The 17,854-nt window shown below is 47.2% G+C and carries 17 protein-coding genes; 7 read left to right on the top strand and 10 right to left on the bottom strand.

The window, feature by feature from the left end; genetic code table 11:
- The first annotated feature begins 53 nt into the window (after positions 1-53).
- The gene (locus tag SD53_RS01460) at positions 54-818 is read left to right on the top strand and encodes a DUF4097 family beta strand repeat-containing protein (protein WP_046518439.1); all 765 of its coding nucleotides are present in this window, start codon (positions 54-56) and stop codon (positions 816-818) included.
- Positions 819-840: 22 nt separating this feature from the next.
- Here SD53_RS01460 and SD53_RS01455 read toward each other — a convergent pair whose 3' ends face one another.
- Positions 841-1,461 (bottom strand): DUF2238 domain-containing protein, encoded by a 621-nt coding sequence (locus tag SD53_RS01455; protein ID WP_046518438.1) that lies wholly within the window; start codon positions 1,459-1,461, stop codon positions 841-843.
- Positions 1,462-1,828: 367 nt separating this feature from the next.
- On the bottom strand, positions 1,829-2,710 hold the full coding sequence (locus SD53_RS01450) for a tRNA/rRNA methyltransferase (RefSeq protein WP_046518437.1): 882 nt from the start codon (positions 2,708-2,710) through the stop codon (positions 1,829-1,831).
- Positions 2,711-2,879: 169 nt separating this feature from the next.
- Here SD53_RS01450 and SD53_RS01445 point away from each other — a divergent pair, with 169 nt between their 5' ends.
- Complete coding sequence (locus SD53_RS01445; RefSeq protein WP_046518436.1) at positions 2,880-3,722, top strand: 23S rRNA (adenine(2030)-N(6))-methyltransferase RlmJ; 843 nt, start codon at positions 2,880-2,882, stop codon at positions 3,720-3,722.
- 11 nt (positions 3,723-3,733) lie between these two features.
- Complete coding sequence (locus SD53_RS01440) at positions 3,734-4,522, top strand: S1/P1 nuclease (protein ID WP_046518435.1); 789 nt, start codon at positions 3,734-3,736, stop codon at positions 4,520-4,522.
- Here the strand turns inward: SD53_RS01440 and SD53_RS01435 are convergent.
- Together SD53_RS01435 and SD53_RS01430 are read right to left on the bottom strand one after the other, a co-directional pair.
- Entirely contained in the window at positions 4,509-6,062 is a 1,554-nt protein-coding gene (locus SD53_RS01435) for a response regulator (RefSeq protein WP_125060971.1), read from the bottom strand. The genes SD53_RS01440 and SD53_RS01435 overlap by 14 nt on opposite strands.
- Before the next feature lie 136 nt (positions 6,063-6,198).
- Positions 6,199-6,531 carry a DUF440 family protein gene (locus tag SD53_RS01430; protein WP_046518548.1) on the bottom strand — a complete coding sequence of 111 codons (333 nt, stop codon included), beginning with the start codon at positions 6,529-6,531 and terminating at the stop codon, positions 6,199-6,201.
- 155 nt (positions 6,532-6,686) lie between these two features.
- Here SD53_RS01430 and SD53_RS01425 point away from each other — a divergent pair, with 155 nt between their 5' ends.
- A complete protein-coding gene (locus SD53_RS01425) occupies positions 6,687-7,073 on the top strand; it encodes a VOC family protein (protein WP_046518433.1) in 387 nt (128 codons plus the stop codon).
- 14 nt (positions 7,074-7,087) lie between these two features.
- On the top strand, positions 7,088-7,894 hold the full coding sequence (gene rlmA / locus SD53_RS01420) for a 23S rRNA (guanine(745)-N(1))-methyltransferase (RefSeq protein WP_046518432.1): 807 nt from the start codon (positions 7,088-7,090) through the stop codon (positions 7,892-7,894).
- Between the two features lie 32 nt (positions 7,895-7,926).
- Here the strand turns inward: rlmA and SD53_RS01415 are convergent, their stop codons facing one another.
- The 5 genes from SD53_RS01415 to SD53_RS01395 all read right to left on the bottom strand — a co-directional run bounded on the left by SD53_RS01415 (position 7,927) and on the right by SD53_RS01395 (position 13,052).
- Positions 7,927-8,808: a hypothetical protein gene (locus tag SD53_RS01415; protein WP_046518431.1), complete on the bottom strand. Its 882-nt coding sequence runs from the start codon at positions 8,806-8,808 to the stop codon at positions 7,927-7,929.
- Positions 8,809-9,344: 536 nt separating this feature from the next.
- Positions 9,345-10,814: a hypothetical protein gene (locus tag SD53_RS01410; RefSeq protein ID WP_046518430.1), complete on the bottom strand. Its 1,470-nt coding sequence runs from the start codon at positions 10,812-10,814 to the stop codon at positions 9,345-9,347.
- 78 nt (positions 10,815-10,892) lie between these two features.
- Complete coding sequence (locus SD53_RS01405; RefSeq protein ID WP_052749208.1) at positions 10,893-12,110, bottom strand: serine hydrolase domain-containing protein; 1,218 nt, start codon at positions 12,108-12,110, stop codon at positions 10,893-10,895.
- 4 nt (positions 12,111-12,114) lie between these two features.
- The gene (locus SD53_RS01400; RefSeq protein WP_046518428.1) at positions 12,115-12,615 is read right to left on the bottom strand and encodes a gamma-glutamylcyclotransferase family protein; all 501 of its coding nucleotides are present in this window, start codon (positions 12,613-12,615) and stop codon (positions 12,115-12,117) included.
- Positions 12,612-13,052, bottom strand: a complete 441-nt coding sequence (locus SD53_RS01395) for a M48 metallopeptidase family protein (protein WP_241481733.1) — start codon at positions 13,050-13,052, stop codon at positions 12,612-12,614. The genes SD53_RS01400 and SD53_RS01395 overlap by 4 nt, the downstream gene beginning before the upstream one ends.
- A 221-nt stretch (positions 13,053-13,273) precedes the next feature.
- On the opposite strand from SD53_RS01395, the gene SD53_RS01390 reads away from it, so the two are divergent.
- Both SD53_RS01390 and SD53_RS01385 read left to right on the top strand, forming a co-directional pair.
- Positions 13,274-13,798: a SixA phosphatase family protein gene (locus SD53_RS01390; RefSeq protein ID WP_052749207.1), complete on the top strand. Its 525-nt coding sequence runs from the start codon at positions 13,274-13,276 to the stop codon at positions 13,796-13,798.
- A 106-nt stretch (positions 13,799-13,904) separates the two neighbouring features.
- Complete coding sequence (locus SD53_RS01385) at positions 13,905-16,127, top strand: GspE/PulE family protein (protein WP_046518427.1); 2,223 nt, start codon at positions 13,905-13,907, stop codon at positions 16,125-16,127.
- A gap of 34 nt (positions 16,128-16,161) precedes the next feature.
- Here SD53_RS01385 and SD53_RS01380 read toward each other — a convergent pair whose 3' ends face one another.
- Positions 16,162-17,730, bottom strand: a complete 1,569-nt coding sequence (locus tag SD53_RS01380) for a methyl-accepting chemotaxis protein (protein ID WP_046518426.1) — start codon at positions 17,728-17,730, stop codon at positions 16,162-16,164.
- Between the last annotated feature and the right edge of the window lie 124 nt (positions 17,731-17,854).

Raw genomic sequence — 17,854 nt, 5'->3', positions numbered from 1 at the left:
GAGCCAACAGGCAGACTAACTGCAGTATCAAGGGAGATTTTTAAGGATTTATCATGAAAAAATTAATCGCGGTCTGTCTGCCCACATTATTGCTCAGTGCCTGTGTGATCCACCTAGGTCATAGTGCTGCCGCAGAAGATCTGAACCATGAAGAGCGCCAGTTACAGTTAAATGCTGCTGGTTTAACTGAATTAAAAGCTGAAACCGAAGCAGGCGATTTAAAGATTATTGGTGTCAAAGGGCTAAACCAGATTGAAGTCAGTGCGGATCTATATTCCAGCGAAGACAGACCCTTTACTTTATCTCTGGAAAAGCAAGGCTCTGCCGCTGTGCTGAAAGCGATTGGAGGGCCGTGCACAGGTATTTGCACCGGCTCATCAGCTTATGCCGACCTGATTGTCAAAGTACCGGCAGAACTGGCTTTAACTCTGCAAGATGGCTCAGGTGACATCCAGATTGAAGGCCTCAGCGCCGATCTGGTGATTGAAGATGGCTCTGGTAATCTAACTCTGCAAGGGGGCAATAACCTGGTGCTGGAAGATGGTTCAGGCAATGCCAGTCTGACACAGCTAACGGGTAACCTGAGCGTCGAAGATGGCTCGGGGGATTTGTTTATTCAGCAGGTTGCAGGCACTGTTCTGGTGGAAGATGGCTCTGGTGGTGTTGATATTCGGCAGGTCAAGGGCATGGTGAGCGTCAGTGACGGCTCAGGTGATATCCGCGTGCAACAAGCCGGTGGTTTTAGCTTGCTGGACGATGGCTCAGGTGAACTGAACATGGAGCAGATCAACGGTCCTGTCAGCTTAGATAAAGACTAAAGGCCATAAGGCCAGCGCTGGATCAGCTCTGGCCTTTGTCCGCGTTTGCGCGCAATTGCCGCAATTGTTGATCATGTAAAGTTTTGAGCGTAAACCAGCCGATTAAAGCGCCAGTTAAAGCCCAGGCCATATCCGACTGGGTATCCCAGACATAACCCTGAGTGCCTAAAAAGGCGGCTGCATCTTCACCGGACAACAGAGCAACCCACCATTCAATCAATTCGTAAAAAGCGCTGAAGGCTAAACAGAAACAAATACTAAAGAAACACTGCCAGCTTTGACCAAAAATTAAACCTTTGCGTAAAATCAGTTCACGGCAAATGATCACCGGGATAAAACCCTGCGCAAAATGCCCTACTTTGTCGTAATTATTACGGTCGCCTCCGGTCCAGTCACGGATCCAATCAAACAGCGGCACTTCGGCATAAGTGTAATGGCCGCCCACCATCAAAATAATGCAGTGCAGTAAAATAAGGCCATACAACAAAGGGGTTAACGGAAAACGACTTTTTGTCACAGCCAATACCAGCAAACCAATCAAGGCAGGTAACACCTCAAGAAACCAGGTAAATGGATCCTTTGGTTCAATACCAGACCAGATCAATACACTAAAAAATACCGCCAACCACACCCCTTGTTTCATCCTGAGCTCACCTTTCCCACATAGTTAAGGCTATCAAACCAATAAAGCGGGAAAAACACAAGACCAGACTGCTGTAGCAAAGAGCAACACGAGCATCACCTTCTGTCCCCTTCAATCGCCGCTTATCACTTTTTCGCAAACAACGGCCACCAGCTACAGCAAAATGGCGCCCAGACTGAAACGGAGACGAAGACGATGGACAAGAACAAACAAGGCTTTAGCGGATTTTTACTCAGTTTTATTTGCCTGAGTTTGATTCTGGCGACAGGCCCCTATTTAACGCTCAAAACGGCTCCTGCTCTGGGCACTTTTCTCCGGTTAATGCCCTGAGCAGATGTCCGCCTTAAGCTCAGGCGCTTTTGCCAATTTACTGCTGCTGACGATACCATTCGCCCAAAATCAAACTGGCTGCCACGCTGACGTTTAACGACTCCACTTTGCCCGTGCCTGGAATTTGTAAGGCGATATCGGCAGATTTAGCCACAGACTGAGACACACCAAACATCTCTTCCCCAAAGACAATCACCACTTTGGCTGGTAACTGGCTGCCGTACAGCGAAACGCCGCCATGGCTTGAGGTAGTCACCAGGGTATAACCTGCCTGTTTACACAGCTGCAATGCCAATGGCAGATTGTCACAACTTAAGCCTTCGACAAACTCAACACCACCCTCGGCAGTGCGGGCTGCAGCGCCATGCGCCAGCAACTCCGGATCTTTCATCACTATGCCACTGATGCCAAAATGAGCACAGCTACGGGCTATAGCACCTAAATTATGTGGATTACCCACACCATCCAACGCCAGTAAACAATCCTGCTTTTTACGGCTGTTGTGGGTTAAATAGCTGGCCAGAGACAGCACAGCTTTGCGTTTGGCCAACAACACCACACCACCGTGATGCTGACTGCCTGCTACTTTTTCCAGTTCAGCTTCAGACACCACATGGTAAGCTTTTTTATGGGCTGCCAGATATTTCATCAGATCGGCAAACTTAGGCGCCATTTGCTCGCTTAAATACAAACGGACCAAAGCTTCAGGACGCTGCAAAAACGCCACGCGGCAGGCATTTTCACCATAAATTTTGGCTTCTTCCTGTCGGTTTTGTTTCAGCACTTTGGCCGACACCGTTTTAGGCGCCGCAGTTCTTATTTCAGCCGTTTTGGCCGATGCTGGTTTTGTTTTAGTCCAGGGTTTTTGCAGCTCAGTTTGCGTTTTTTTATGCAATGGTGCCGGAGTTTTACGATTCAAGGGAGGTCCTGTAGGTGCAGTATCGCGAATAGAAAAGATTTTACCACCGCCCGGTGCAGAAGCCCAAACAACTTCTGGTTCACAGAATACTTGCCTTTCTGCTCTGGCGCAGTATGCTTGCGCTTTTCATCCGCTATCAACGCGAACAGAGTTTCTACAGAGTGGGTTTATGCTGAGTTATCGTCACAGTTACCATGCAGGCAATCACGCTGATGTGATTAAACATCTGGTGCAGGTGTGTATCCTGAATTACTTAAAACGCAAAGAGAAACCTTTTTGCTATCACGATACTCATGCTGGCGCCGGTTTATACAGTCTGCAGAGTGAACAAGCGCAAAAAACAGCGGAATATCAGACAGGCATAGGCAAAGTCTGGAACTACACAGGCGACAATGCCGAGATTAAAGCTTATGTCGACGCAGTTCGACGGCTGAACCAGGGTGAGGATTTAGCTTTTTATCCGGGCTCGCCTAAAATTGCCGATTTACTTTGCCGGGCAACAGACAGCATTCAGGCAACGGAGCTCCACCCTGGCGATTATCCGATCCTGGCCAGTCAGTTTCAGCGTCGTAAACACTGCCGTATTGAAAAAATGGATGCCTGGGCGGGCATACGCGCTATGTTACCGCCTTTAGCCAAACGGGGTCTGGTGCTGATTGACCCGCCTTATGAGTTAAAAACCGAATATCAGGATCTGATCAAAGGTCTGCAGCAGGCGATACAACGTTTTCCGCAAGGCACCTACGCTATTTGGTATCCGGTGATCGAACGCAAGGCCGTCGAGAGTTTTATTGATGCGATTGTCGATACACAAATCCGTAACCAGTTACGGATAGAATATTGCCCACTGCCAGACGCTGAAGGTTTTGGCATGACAGGCAGCGGTATGCTGGTGATCAACCCGCCCTATACCCTGAAACAGGATATGGAGAACTGTTTAAAAGAATTGTCGCCGCTACTGTCCCAAAGCCCGGCAGCCCACTGGCAAGTCACTCAACTTGTAGATGAATAAGGACATACTTTATGCGTAGTCTGGTGTTAGCTCTGGCGTTATTTTGTAGCCCTTTGTTCGCTTTTGGTGAGTTAGGTCATCAGATGGTCTGCTCTATGGCTTATCAGTTGTTAAGCCCGGTCAGCCAGCAAAAAGTGCAGCAACTGATGCAATTGCATGAACAAAAAGAGTTTAGCAAAGCCTGTTCCTGGCCGGATCAGGTACGTTCGTTACCGGAATATCAGCACACCAAAGTCTGGCACTACGTCAATATTCAGCGCACTGATACCACACTGACCATGCAGCACTGTCCTGCCGAAGGTTGTGTCTTGTCTGCGATTGAACAGCAGCGGCTCAAACTGACGCCTTTTGCCCCGTCAAAAGCTCAACTGGAGGCGTTGCTTTTTGTCGGTCATTTTATTGCCGACTTACATCAGCCGTTGCATGCAGGTTATGCTGATGATTTAGGTGGGAATAAAACGGCGGTGTATTTCGAAGGCGAGCCGTCCAATTTACATGGCGTCTGGGACAGCAGACTTCTGGAAGCCGCCTCTTACCAGCAGGAAACAAAACAACAGGCCTTGTATCAGGCGCTCAGGGCCAAACAACAAGAGTGGCAAAATGCCAGTGTATTAGACTGGGCCAATGAGTCCGTGATGCTGGTGAAACTGATTTATCAGGGCTATAAGCCTGGTATGTTGATAGACAAGGCATATCAGCAACAGCATCTGCCAGCACTGGAGCAGCGTCTGCAGCAAGCGGCTGTGCGTCTTGCTCTGGTCCTGGAGCAAAGCTTTAATCCGGCAGCTAACGCTGGTTAAACTCGTCCAGCACAAAGGTTTTAAACTTGCTCAGCTTTAACTGGTTGAGCAGCCTGGCTAAATGTTCCTGATGAGCCACATAGCCGGGTTCAGCCAGATACGCCTGATAATACATTTGAGCCGCAGGGCGCAGTTCAGCCTCTTTTTCATGCCGCAAGCCCATGTCAGCGTAAATTTGTCCACGGTCTGCTGGCGGATAAATCCCATACAAGGTCTGCTGATGCACACAGGCAGCATAGACTTTGTGTATGCTGTGTGGCATGAGGTTTAAGGCTTTATTCGCCAGATAGATTAAATCGAAAGCTGCATTTATTTTGCCAAGACTGGCCATCAGGCTGGCACCATGACATTGGCTGGATACAGACATCTGCATTGCGGACAGATGTTGTTTTTGTTTTTCCAAAAAGGTGATAGCGGCCTCTTTGCCATCAGTCTGCGCGAGCAGACTGCCCTGCAGCCAGATGATATCAGCCGCAAACTGACTGGCCTCTTTGTCCGCAATCAGTTGGCGGAAGCATTGTTGCAGCAGAGGTTGAAGCTGTGCAGCCTGTGGTTCCGCCGCGGGCTGCGCCATGAATAACACCAACAACTTGCACAAGCTTACAGTCAAAGCACAGAACTGATAACCGCTGCTGGCAAGGCGTCTTTTGCGTTCTATCAGTTCAATCGCCTGCTCCGCTTTCCCTGACAGCATCATCACCAGTTGGACCAGTTGTGTGATCTGGGTAGACATGCCAGCCGCGGGAAATTTCGTGGCCACATCATAAGCCGCCGTATAATCTTCGTTTTGAAGCGCAAGATAAATTTGCCAGACTTCCTTTCGTTCCTGATAGGCCAGTAATTCTTCACTGTGGCTTGCTAAAAAATGACGACAAGACTCCAGTTCCCCCTGTTCGTAATCGAGTAGGAATTGCAACCACAAAGCCCAGTGTTGTTGTTTAGCACAAGCTGCTTTAATTAACGCGGAAGCGGCGTCGCACACACCAAGCTCTAGCAACAGTTGTGCTTTGAGCTGCAACAGCACAACAGGTGTGTCAGCACCGGCTTTTTGTTGCAGCTCACCAATCAGCTTAAAAGCGTCGACATATCGACGTTTATGCACCAGAGGCAAGATCTGAGTCATAAAGGGCTGCAAACGGACATGCAACTTTAACTGCTCGTCGATATGGAATTTGTTACAGGGTCTGTCGAGAAAATCAACCTGATGAAAAGGGTAATCAACCGCGTATTTTTGTCGCTCTGACGCGCTTGATAACACCACCAGACGGCACAAAGGACTAACGATGTGTTTGTGCAACAATAACTCAATCAGATCGGCACCAGCTAACGAAGGCTCGGCGTCATAATCCAGAAAAATCAGATCATAAGCCGCTGCCCCTTCGCCGCTGAACAGTGTCTGAGGTGTGCGGCTAAGCTCCAGCTTTTTGATGCCAAGGCTGGTCAGAATTTGTTTTAACTGATGACCAGACGCAGGATCAGACTCAATCACTAACACATTGAGATCAAATAACTTACTAAAATCAAATCGGGTAAGACTCAAACCTTTGCCTCGTTTTTCTCTGATCCGGGATCCAGCCACTGACTGTCCTTTAGTGTAGGCGCAAGATAGTCAGAGGCAAACAAAAAAACCGAAAAAATGATATGAAATCCGAGGCTTGGCTACTTTTATGCCCGATTTACTCTTGTCCACGCCAACGGGCATGACACAAAGTTTCAAACTTCTCTTTACTCAGCAAAATTCTGGCAAGCACAATTTCTGCAACATGATTGACCTCAGCAAGACCAATATGAGCCTCTACATGCAATTCAGGGTCAATATCCATAGCAATGATATCCACCCAGTCTTCCGACGCCGGCACTAAATCCACGTAAGCAGCAGTTGCTGCATGTTGTTGGTACAACGCATAATCTTCTGCAGATAAATTCTCTTCTGCTAACTCTTCAAAAATAGCAAAGGCGTGATCGCACAACTCATCTAAAGTCCAGAGTTCAAGTTCTGAGTCAGACATATTTTCTCCATCTTCATCCGGTAAAACTGGCAGTATACCAATGCTGTTGTTGCTGTGCCCAGCGAAAGGCCTGCTAACTACCACTATTTGCTGGCATCCGGGGCGCTGGCCCGGTAGCATAGCGGCACTTTTTAGTCTGCACCCTGGTAGACATGATGAAACAATATGTAGGTCTGATAAGTCTGTTGGTCGCAGACTATGATGAGGCGATAGAGTTTTATACCCAAAAACTTGGTTTTGACTTGCTGGAGGATAGTCCGCAAGGTGAAAAAAGATGGGTGGTAGTAAGGCCCAAAGGTGCTGTAGAGACCGCAATTTTATTGGCCAAAGCCAGTAACGAACAACAAAAACAACAGATTGGTCATCAATCTGGCGGCCGGGTGTTTTTGTTTTTAAATACAGATGATTTCTGGCGTGATCACCAAAGGATGCAACAACAAGGGATAAAGTTTCTCGAAACACCACGCCAAGAAGCTTACGGCACTGTGGCTGTGTTTGAAGACTTGTACGGCACCCGCTGGGACCTGCTGCAATTAAATTGAGAGGAGACCGCCGGATGTACCGTTGCCCGCTTTGCCAACTCAGCCTGATCCATCAGCAAAACAGCTTTGTTTGTGCGTCAAACCATAGTTTTGATCTGGCCAAAGAAGGCTATCTGCACTTATTACCGGTACAACAAAAAAATTCCAAAGTACCGGGCGACTCACCATTGATGATGCAAAGCCGTCGTGACTTTTTAAATGCAGGTTATTACCAGCCGTTGTCTGAGGCAGTGAATCAGTGTTTTGCCGCAGTGCTACCACAACAGAGTGTGGTGCTCGATCTCGGCTGTGGTGAAGGCTATTACAGCAACAGGCTAATGCAGGCTTTGGCAGACAAAGAACTAAGACTGTATGGTGTGGATATTGCCAAAACAGCTATCAAAAAAGCCGCTAAAAGCTACCCTGCTATCAAATTTTGTGTCGCCAGCGCCTGGCATCTGCCTTTTGCCGATCAGAGCTTTGATGCTGCTTTAAAGCTTTGTGCACCTTGCGAACCGCAAGAACTGGCGAGGGTATTAAAAACGGATGGACTGCTGCTGACCGTGACTCCTGCACCAGAGCATCTACTGGAAATTAAACAGCAGGTTTACCATTCAGTGCGTTTACACAGCGATCAGGTTGAAGCCATTTTGGGTTTTGCGCATCAGCAGCGGCAGGAACTCAAACTGCAACTGACGGACTTACCGGCGGACATGATCGCGAACCTGCTGGAGATGACCCCTTTGGCCTGGAAATTCAAGCCAGAACAAAAACGGCTGTTTGCCGCCAGTTCACCGACAATCAGCCTGAATTTTTATCTGGATCTGTACAAAAAAGCCTGAGTTAATCAGGCCTTTTGACATAGAGTTAAGAATCAGTAAGGGCTACACGTAAGAACAATAGTGCAAGTGTTTTTTGAACAACTCATTCTTTGTGAGCATGACATGGGCCTATTACGCAGATAATTGTCATATAAAAAGTTATTTAGAGAGTTATTGAAGTCAGGACCTAAATTATGTCTTAGTTCTGCTTCAAGATAGGTTTCTGTATCTAACACACTACCTTCAAGCTTTTCACATTTTGATTCCGCATTGATGTAACACACTGTATCTAATGTATCGGTCTCTTTCACCATAACTATAGAGGTAGGTGTAGTCTCATTAGACTTCAATTTAGGTGCTACTTCTTTACCTTCTTTGGCTAATGCTATGCTGTTCGCAAAAATCCCAGTAATAGCGTCCCACTTAGTCAATTTTTTATCTGTAGTTGAGGCGCTTTGGGTTGAGACATCAAGAGCATTCGTTTCAGTTGCGTGCTCTGGTGATAGAGGGGTACCACCAATTCCTGGCTCTGCGTTTACTTCATAACATGTTAGTCTTGTGCAACATGACTCATAGTTCGGATCACAGGCTCTTTGCTTGGTATAAAGCGAATCTGTACCTATAGCGTTTTTCCAATCCCATAAATATCTGTTCATCACTGCGGTGTTATCAGAGCAGTTAGTGATACAGTTCACCACAAAATCGTAATCTACATGCAGCAAAGCCGAATTACTTTTCTGAACAATTCGTTTAGCAAAAAACTTCTGCTCTACACCATAGGCATCTTTAAAATAAACAGTGAGTTTATCGTAAACATAATTTTGGTTACACGCCGTATTACCATTGCTGTCATAGTCTAAACAAACATTCGCTTCAGCTTGAGTTCCCCACAAAGCAACGAATACAAATAACAACTTAGACAGATATTTCATCATCAAAATTTCCTTATTTTTGGATATACACTCCTTATTTTCAGTAAGAAAATAAGGTACAGGAAAAATAATACCGATGAAAGGTAATGTCAACCTGCATATTCCAACAAAATTTTTACTTATCCGCATCATTTTTAAACAACAGCACTGTCCAGACTCCAATCGAATTGGGAATGAGGCGAACATTAATTTTCATGTTTAAAATTAATGACTTAAACATAAAATCGAGCTGTGCTCGTTACAGCCTTATCAGATAAATCGATAGGGGCTATTTAGTTAAAGCATTATCTTTGCGCGGGCTGTGGCTTTATGCTGGGCACCAGTCAAGCCAAGCTTAGTCCTGAACCAATAGCAGAAATGATGGTCCATTGAGTTAGGTAGGTTTTTATCGGCATCAAGGCTGCAGAATTGCAGTCACTGCGAAGATTGATGCCACCATGTGTTCTAGCGCAAGCGGTTTTGATTCATCTCCCTGAACCGCTGTTTTTCGCCCGGCAACCCAGCCGGGCTTTTTTATGTAGGTTGACACTGCAGGAGCATCAGTTCTGAATAGTGGTCACTTTGTTCCACAAATTCTGGTTTTTACTGTAGGAGAAATACTCATCAGGAAACCAGCATTTAGGAATTAACTCCATATTTTTGCGTTCTTCGAAATTGGACACCAGTTTACTCAGTATTTCCAGCAGCCGCTCTTCGCTCATTTTTTCCAGCTTTTTGCGTGCCGTTGGAAAATACAGATTATTGTCCACACTGACCACCACATTAGTGCCAGTATTGCTAAAGGTCATACTGCGGGTCACCACTCTGCATATCGGCATATCTGTCGCTGGCGGATACAAAGACACCACCAGCGCATATTCGTATCTGTCCAAATCGCGTTTGTCGGAATCTTTTGGAATATAAGTCACCCCATAACCTTGTGGAAACAGGCCGGTGATTTTGATCAGCGCATCCACGGCGGCTTTGTGGTAATACCCCCGCTCAACCCCACTTTGCAGTACCAGCGCAGCTTTGGGTAACGACTCATAACTGTGATTTAACTTGGTCGATAACACCACTGAGGTATAAATTTGAGGGATTTTCAGCAGGTTACCCACTCCGCCCTCTGGCTTAATAGCGTTTTTCAGCAGAGTGTATACAAAGTTCAGCTTATCCTGCTCGTTCTGATTAAACAGCTCCCGCTCTTCTTTTGAATTTCCCACATAACGATCACAAGCCAGTCCTTTGGTAACGTAGCTCAGGGTTTCCTGATAGTTAATTTTTAACAGTGCCACCCGACTCTCATCATCCAGCACCCGAAACTCGTCCAAATCACCATCCGGCCCTTTCAGAATAGCCAGAGCGTCGGGATGGTAAGTACCAATGTCCTGCAAGATAGCAGCCATTAATAATGGCAGTTGCACATCGTCACGAAAAGGCGAATAGTCGGCTTTATAAGCGGCATCCGGATTATCCAAACGCTCTTTAGCAGCCCGCACTTTGGCCTGCACGTAGTTATTGTTTAACTCATCATCCAGCAGCAGACGGTCGAGCAGGCGCAAACTTAAAATGCCTTTGTATAAATGCTTAAACTTTTGATTTACAGCCGCGACATACTTGCCATTGCTGGGAGCCAACAACTGGATAGTGCCCAAAAACTTGGAAGACATCTGGACCGTCTCTTCAAAGCTCTCACCTTCTGTCAGTTGCAACACTTGCAGACATAGGGCTTTTAACGCTCTGTAGCGTTCCAAACGACTGTCATCCAACATGCGAACATAAAGTTTCAAAGCGGACTGGGCTTCAGCCAGTTGCTTTTGCTCAGTCGAAGAGGGGTCTGACTTGCTTTCCAGCTTCCTGACTTGTAACTGTAATTGTTGCAGTTTTTCCTCTTGCTGCCTGGCATGGCGGAAATAATCAGTAGCCACCTCATAAACTGAATCATTCAGTGCGGTGGCATCATGAATTTTGCTCAGGATAGTTTTTACGGTTTTACTGTACGAAGACTGACTTATGGTTCCCATCGACATATCGGGCATCTATCCTTTTCTGCGGGCCACTAACATTTCACCAAAATGAGTATAGCAGTGCTTTGTATCTGTCCAGAATCAGTCTGCCAGCAGCGGAGCCTGCCACTCCACCTCTTCATCCATCTCCAGTTGCCACTCCTGTTGCATCTGTGCTGCAAGACGTTTCTTTTTCTGCGGTTTGACAGCCAGTAGATTCGACCAGAACCAGGTAGACAAATCGCCAACCAGATTGGTTTCAGCATTGATCAAGACCACAAGACCGACGCCTTTTTGTTTCGAGTAGGCCATTTCGGTGCGATAGCCTTTCACCCAACCACCGTGGTAGTACATTTCATGGCCGCCAAAATTAAAGATACGTACACCTAAACCATAATGCGAAGTGGTGACATACTGGCCCCAGGTACGGCCCCCCAAATCATCAGCGACTTTTACTCTTTTGGTGCGCACATCCTGTAACATAGCAGGACTCAACACGGCCGGATAATGGCCTAACTGCGCGATTAACCACTGGCTCATATCCATCACGCTGGCGTTCACTCCAGCAGCCGGACTGACTCTGTAATAGCTCGGATTCACCTTCGTTTCAGCCCAGCCGCGTTTTACCCTGATATGCGGCATAGCACGATTTTTCGACGCTAAAAAGGCTGAATAGCCCACAGAAGCTGTTGGCATTTTTAAGGGTTTAAACAGTTTCTGTTCCATCAGACTTTCAAAGCTGCTGCCGGTGGTTTTTTCCATCACGGGCCGGATCAGACTAAACAAAACATTCTGATAGCCATAACATTTGCCCGGTGCACAACGAGGATTTAAATAACGGAATTTGGGCAAAATTTGTGCAGGTGTCTGATTAGCTTCAATTAAATCGTCATAGGTATTTGGCACTAAACCTGCACTTTGGGATAACAAATGCTCTACTTTTAACGCGCCGGTATGTCGTGGACTTTTAAATGAAAAAGATGGCACATAACGGGTGACAGGATCATCCCACTGAAAACGGCCCTGATGCACCAGCAAAGAGGACAATTGACCCGAAAAGGTTTTAGAGACCGACGCCAACCGGAACACAGTGTAAGCATCAATATTCGCTTTGGTACCAACCGACCGCACGCCATAAGCCCCTACTTTTACCACTCTGTTGTCTTTGACAATAGCGTAGGCAGCGCCCGGAATATTGTTCTTTTTCAGTGTCTGGCGAAAATGCCAGTCAAAATTGGTAGCCAGTTCATCAACGTTAGCCGCCAGTAACTGGGGGGAAAGGACGAAGAATGCGCCCACCAGTAATTGGATTAATTTCAATATGTTAGTCCTCAGACAAAGGGGATGCCTTTGCTTTTGTGCCGCAACGGCCATGTAAGTTATGATAAGTCGTTAACATCGACGGTATCAACTGCGTAATCAAATACTTTTTCTGTTGTTCGCTCACCTGCTGCAAAGACCACTCGCCAGCCAGATAAGGCAGTAAAGCCGGCCCAGCGGTATAACACCAGGCATCCAGCCATACTCCTTGCGACTGAACTCTGACCTTTTGGCGCAGATACAAGCCTGAATCCAGCTCTTCAAAAAAGTCCAGCTTATCCAGCTCCGGCGCTAAAACATCCAACAACACTTGTCCATGCTGCAGATGTCCGGGACAGTCGGTTAACGCTGGGACTGGCGTATCTCCCGGTTGCTGACTTAAGCCGTAGCTTTTGTAATCAGCCAGACTGGCTGGCCGCATGCTATAGCGCTGACCCGTAATGGCATGTACCACTTCAGGTAAGGTCAATAACCCGTAAACAAAGACGGCATCCCCAGCGCTCATAAAGCTTTCCCTTCCAGCAGTCTTAAGGTTAAAAACAGGCGTAAATCAAACTCCAGTTGATGATACTGGGGTTCCATATGCTGACACAATTGATAAAAGGCTTTGTTGTGATCTTTTTCGCGTAAGTGCGCCAATTCATGCACAACCACCATCTTTAACAGAGGAAAAGGCAGTTGTTTAAATAAAGCAGAAATACGAATTTCCTGTTTGGCTTTTAGTTTTCCGCCTTGCACCCTGCTGACAAAACTATGCAAACCTAAGCTGTTATCCAGATGAATTTTGCTGTCAAAACAGACTTTACTGACCGGCGGGCTGGATTTAACAAAACGTTGTTTCAGCTCCTGAGTAAACTGATACAGGCTTTTGTCATTCTGAATCTCATGTAAGGGTTCAGGGTAACGCTTGGCCAGCACCTCAGCCAAACGCCCTTGTGCCACAAGAGATTGCACCTGAGCTTTTATCGCTTCGGGATATGAACTCAAAAAAGTGAATACAGGTTCCACTGCAAACCATCCGGAACGAAACAAAAGCCTAGTGTAAAAAATAAAAGCTGCGCCGTGAACCTTTCTTTTCAGCCGTTGCTGGTAGAGCTGAACTGGATCTGGCATGCTCGGTAGGCAGTTTGCTCAGATCACGCAGTAGTCACAGGAGGCCCACTTTGCTCAAGATAGTAGCAGCTTCTGCTGTAGCCATACTCACGGCCTCTTGGCTGTTGACTGCGAATGCCGCCCCAGCCGAGATTTATCTGGTACGCCATGCTGAAAAACTTAAATCAGCAGACCAGGATCCGCCATTGAGTCCCTGTGGTCTGGCACAAGCTGAGGCGATGGCTGCACTGCTACCGGCTTCGTTGTCCGACATCTACCACACTGACTATCAACGCACCCGACAAACCGCACAACAGGTGAAGCGCACGCAATCCGCGGCAACATTACGCTCTTATAACGCCGCAGATTTAGCGCCCCTTGCGACAACCATTCTGCAGCAGGACAACACCGTACTGGTGGTTGGACACAGCAATACAACACCTGCACTGATCCAACTATTAGGCCTGAGCCCGGCTCCGGCAATCAGCGAACACGACTATGGTGTGTTGTATCAGTTGAAACAGTCAGGTCCTGGTTACGTGCTGCAGACTTATAGGATAAAACAACCTGGGCTTTGCGCCGCATCTGCCCAGTAGATCAATCACTTAGCTTAGTAAGCTCACAGCAAAACTTATCCCCTGTGCTAGACTGACAACAAGCTTTTTGCTGGTTTGCGCAGCCACAGTCTGCTGCAGGGGCTATATGACCTTTTATCAGAAATTGTTAGAACTGTTTCAGTCCATCCACAACTCTGAACGTTTTCTGGATATATTTCCTGAACTGGAAGCAGAGATACTGCAGCTATTTTGCGCCGAACGAATCACTATTTATCAGCGCAGTTATCACAGTCAGGACATTTATTCGCGGTTTAAAACCGGCTCTGAGCTGACAGAAATCCGGGTACCTATAGGTCCACAGTCCATCGCAGGTTATGTGGCTTTAAGTAAAAAATCAGTGCTGATTAAAGACGCCTATGATGAAAAAGAACTTCAGAGTATTCACCCTAAGTTGAGTTTCGCCCGCCAGTTTGATCAGAAATCAGGTTTTCGTACCCGCTCAGTGTTAGCTGTGCCTATTACCGAACAAAACGTATTGTTGGGTGTGATCCAACTGATCAATGCCAAAGCAGCGGTCGCTTTTAGTCAGGACGACCTCGACAAAGCCACCCAACTGGCGCAAGTACTGGGGCAGAAATTTCGTTATGAATTAGGAGCAACCCGCGGACCTTTTGATGATCTACATCACCGCAATTTACTCTCAGCCAGTCAATTACAGCAGTTAAATCAGCCCCCACAGGATTTTACTGCTCAAGTGAATAAACTCATCACGGACTACCACATCAGTAAAGAGCAGTTAGGCCTGTCGCTGGAAGCCTTTTATCAGGTCAGCTTTATCGGCTTTGAACCTGACAAATACCAGCTACATGCATTAAACAACAAACTGAATCGCTCTTATCTGCTGAAAAATCATCTGGTGATCCTCGACGATCAATCCGGCAAAGCCATCATAGTGCTGACCAATCCAAATCAGGCTGATACCCTGATGGAAGTCGAGCGGGCCACAGGCTTATTAAACTACGATATTCATGTCGCCCTACCTGATGATATTGACCGTTACATTACAGGCCACCAAGACAACAACTTAACTGAACTGGGAGATCTGTTAAACGAGGCTGACGATGACCTCAAACTGGAGAGTTTTCAGCCACAAGACGAGGGAATATCTGAAGACACTCCTGTGGTGGTAAAGCTGGTCAACCGGATTTTAATGGATGCCCAGCGCCTCAACGCCTCTGATATTCATATTGAATCCGGCAAAGCCAAAAGCTCCTGTCGGGTACGTTTACGCGTTGATGGTGAGTGTCGTGAGCTGATCCAAATTCCGCCAGCTTTTATGCCAGCCGTAGTCTCCCGCATCAAAATTATGGCCAGACTGGATATAGCGGAAAAACGTTTACCGCAGGATGGTAAATTCAGTATCAAATTGGCGAATAACATCATAGAAGTGAGGGTGGCCACTTTGCCTACAGTCTTTGGTGAAGGCGTGGTGATGCGGATTTTAGCCAGTGGTGAAGCCTTGCCCTTCGATAAGTTACAACTGAGTCCACGTAATTATCAGATGATGTCACAGATGATCAAACACCCTCACGGTGTGCTATTGGTTGTGGGTCCAACAGGATCAGGTAAAACCACCACTTTGCATGCTATTTTAGGCCAGTTGAATACGCCGGATAAAAAGATTTGGACAGCAGAAGACCCGGTGGAAATTACCCAACCAGGGCTGCAACAGGTTCAGATGAACAATAAATCCGGCTTAACCTTTGCGGTCGCGTTACGGGCTTTTTTAAGGGCTGACCCTGATATTATTCTGATCGGGGAAATGCGTGATAAAGAAACGGCACACGCTGGGATTGAAGCCTCTTTAACCGGGCATCTGGTGTTATCCACTTTGCATACCAATTCAGCGCCTGAAACCATTACCCGTCTGATTGATATCGGCATTGACCCGATAAATTTCGCGGACGCCTGCATTGGTATTCTGGCACAGCGGCTGATCCGTACTTTATGTACAAGATGCAAAGCAGCTTATCAGCCCGATCGCGCAGAGCAAGACTATCTGCAACGACACTATGGTCTTGGTTTTGCGTCCGAACTTGAACTAAAAAACCCACTGACCTTGTATAAAGCCAAAGGCTGTCAGAACTGCGATCAGACAGGCTACAAAGGTCGGGTGGGTGTGCATGAATTATTGCCTGTCACCGCCAAAGTACGGCAACTGATTTATCATAAAGCCAGTATCGAACAGATACAGCAGCAAGCCATCACAGAGGGTATGCGTACTTTGGTACAGGACGGTATTCTGAAGGTAGTGGCCGGCATCACTGACTTTAAACAACTGCAGGCCATTTCAGTGTTTGAAGACTAAAGTCGCGGCTGCGACCTTAGTCTGTGGTCACAACTCAGACTTTACGGAAACGCTCCACCAGTTCATGCAACTGCTCTGAGGTATTCTGTAAATCTTTGCCACTCTCGCTGACCGCTGTGCCCTGATGTAACGACTTGCCTGCCAGATCAGAGATGCTGACAATCTGCTGATTAATATCCTCAGCCACATGCGCCTGCTCTTCTACCGCAGCCGCCATTTGTCCTGCCATAGCGGCAATACTGCTGACGGCAACACTGATGCCTTCAAGCGCCTTTTCTGCTTCAGCCACCTGAGTTACCCCCAATTCAGCATCCTTACGGCCATTTTCCGCAACCAGTACAGAGGCTTTAGCTTTCGCTGACAATTGTTGAATAATCTCGTAAATCTCTTTGGTCGATGCCGTAGTACGGGAGGCCAGTTGTCGCACCTCATCTGCGACCACAGCAAAGCCCCGGCCCTGATCACCAGCCCGCGCGGCTTCGATAGCCGCATTCAGTGCCAGTAAGTTGGTTTGTTCTGCGATTTGCTCAATAATTTGCGCCGCGCCCACTATCTTATTGGTTTGCTCCGCTAAATCAGCCACAGACTGACTAATATCATTGACGGTTTTTTGCAGTTGTTGTATGGCCCCCCGGGTTTGCCCTGCAACGGCTGAACCTGAACGTGCTAAAGCATCGGCATCATCGGCTTTAGTCGCGGTATCCTGCACATGAGACGACACTTCTGCGATAGTGGTGGTCATCTCATTCATCGCTGTGGCGACCTGCTCTGTTTGTATTTGCTGCTTGCGAATACTGTCGGCGGCATCAACAGATAAATGCCTCACCTGTTCCGCCTGCACTGCAACTTTAGTGGAGGCGTCTTCAATCCGGGTGAGGACTGTATTTAAATGGGCCGACTCAGCCAACAACGCCACTTCCAACTGGCCTAACCGCCCCTGATGTTTGGCATAAGAGGCAACCGCCAGCGGATCCGTAAAAGGAGTAGGTAACAACTCCACCAACCCATTTAACGACTGTTTCAAACGATACACACCTAAGATGTAACTTAATAAGGCCGTAACAATAAAAGCGACGGCTGCAGCAACAGGTCCAATTGCCCACCATAATACAAAAGACGCCATCACCGCCAACAGAGGGATCAATGCCCAGCGTAAATCCGCCGCCAAATCCGATGCTGCGTTCTCGGTCTTTTTCCCGGTGTTAATAGCTTTGTACAACTGCTCAGCATGCGCTATTTGCTCCCGGCTGGGCACAGTGCGTACCGACTCATACCCCACAACCCGGCCGTGCTCAGTCACTGGGGTCACATAGGCATTCACCCAGTAATAATCGCCATTTTTACAGCGGTTTTTCACCAGTCCCATCCAGGGTTTGCCTTGCTGTAAATAACTCCACATGGTTTTAAAAGCCGCTTCTGGCATATCTGGATGCCGCACTATATTATGGGGTTTACCCACCAGCTCTTCTCTGCTGAAACCACTGATTGAGACAAAAGCATCGTTACAATGCAAAATTGTGCCCTTGATATCAGTGGAGGAAATTAGTTGCTGTTCTTTCGGAAAAGTCCGTTCTTTTTCGGTGACAGGCAGGTTCTTACGCATCGACAACACTCTCCTTAGCATGTCCACGGCAACATGGTACGCCCTGGACATCAATGAACACGGGTAAATGATAATACTGATAAAAAACTAGCAGCAGATTTAAATCTTGGACAGAGCAAATTAA

It is taken from the genome of Rheinheimera mesophila (assembly GCF_000986865.1).
GTDB lineage: Bacteria > Pseudomonadota > Gammaproteobacteria > Enterobacterales > Alteromonadaceae > Pararheinheimera > Pararheinheimera mesophila.
The sequence above is the reverse complement of the archived record's forward strand: the minus strand, read 5'-3'. Positions and strand labels throughout refer to the sequence as shown.

Coding starts and splice junctions, on each gene's coding strand:
- SD53_RS01460 (WP_046518439.1), top strand. CDS start 54: ATGAAAAAATTAATCGCGGTCTGTCTGCCCACATTATTGCTCAGTGCC.
- SD53_RS01455 (WP_046518438.1), bottom strand. CDS start 1,461: ATGAAACAAGGGGTGTGGTTGGCGGTATTTTTTAGTGTATTGATCTGG.
- SD53_RS01445 (WP_046518436.1), top strand. CDS start 2,880: ATGCTGAGTTATCGTCACAGTTACCATGCAGGCAATCACGCTGATGTG.
- SD53_RS01440 (WP_046518435.1), top strand. CDS start 3,734: ATGCGTAGTCTGGTGTTAGCTCTGGCGTTATTTTGTAGCCCTTTGTTC.
- SD53_RS01430 (WP_046518548.1), bottom strand. CDS start 6,531: ATGTCTGACTCAGAACTTGAACTCTGGACTTTAGATGAGTTGTGCGAT.
- SD53_RS01425 (WP_046518433.1), top strand. CDS start 6,687: ATGAAACAATATGTAGGTCTGATAAGTCTGTTGGTCGCAGACTATGAT.
- rlmA (WP_046518432.1), top strand. CDS start 7,088: ATGTACCGTTGCCCGCTTTGCCAACTCAGCCTGATCCATCAGCAAAAC.
- SD53_RS01415 (WP_046518431.1), bottom strand. CDS start 8,808: ATGATGAAATATCTGTCTAAGTTGTTATTTGTATTCGTTGCTTTGTGG.
- SD53_RS01410 (WP_046518430.1), bottom strand. CDS start 10,814: ATGTCGATGGGAACCATAAGTCAGTCTTCGTACAGTAAAACCGTAAAA.
- SD53_RS01400 (WP_046518428.1), bottom strand. CDS start 12,615: ATGAGCGCTGGGGATGCCGTCTTTGTTTACGGGTTATTGACCTTACCT.
- SD53_RS01385 (WP_046518427.1), top strand. CDS start 13,905: ATGACCTTTTATCAGAAATTGTTAGAACTGTTTCAGTCCATCCACAAC.
- SD53_RS01380 (WP_046518426.1), bottom strand. CDS start 17,730: ATGCGTAAGAACCTGCCTGTCACCGAAAAAGAACGGACTTTTCCGAAA.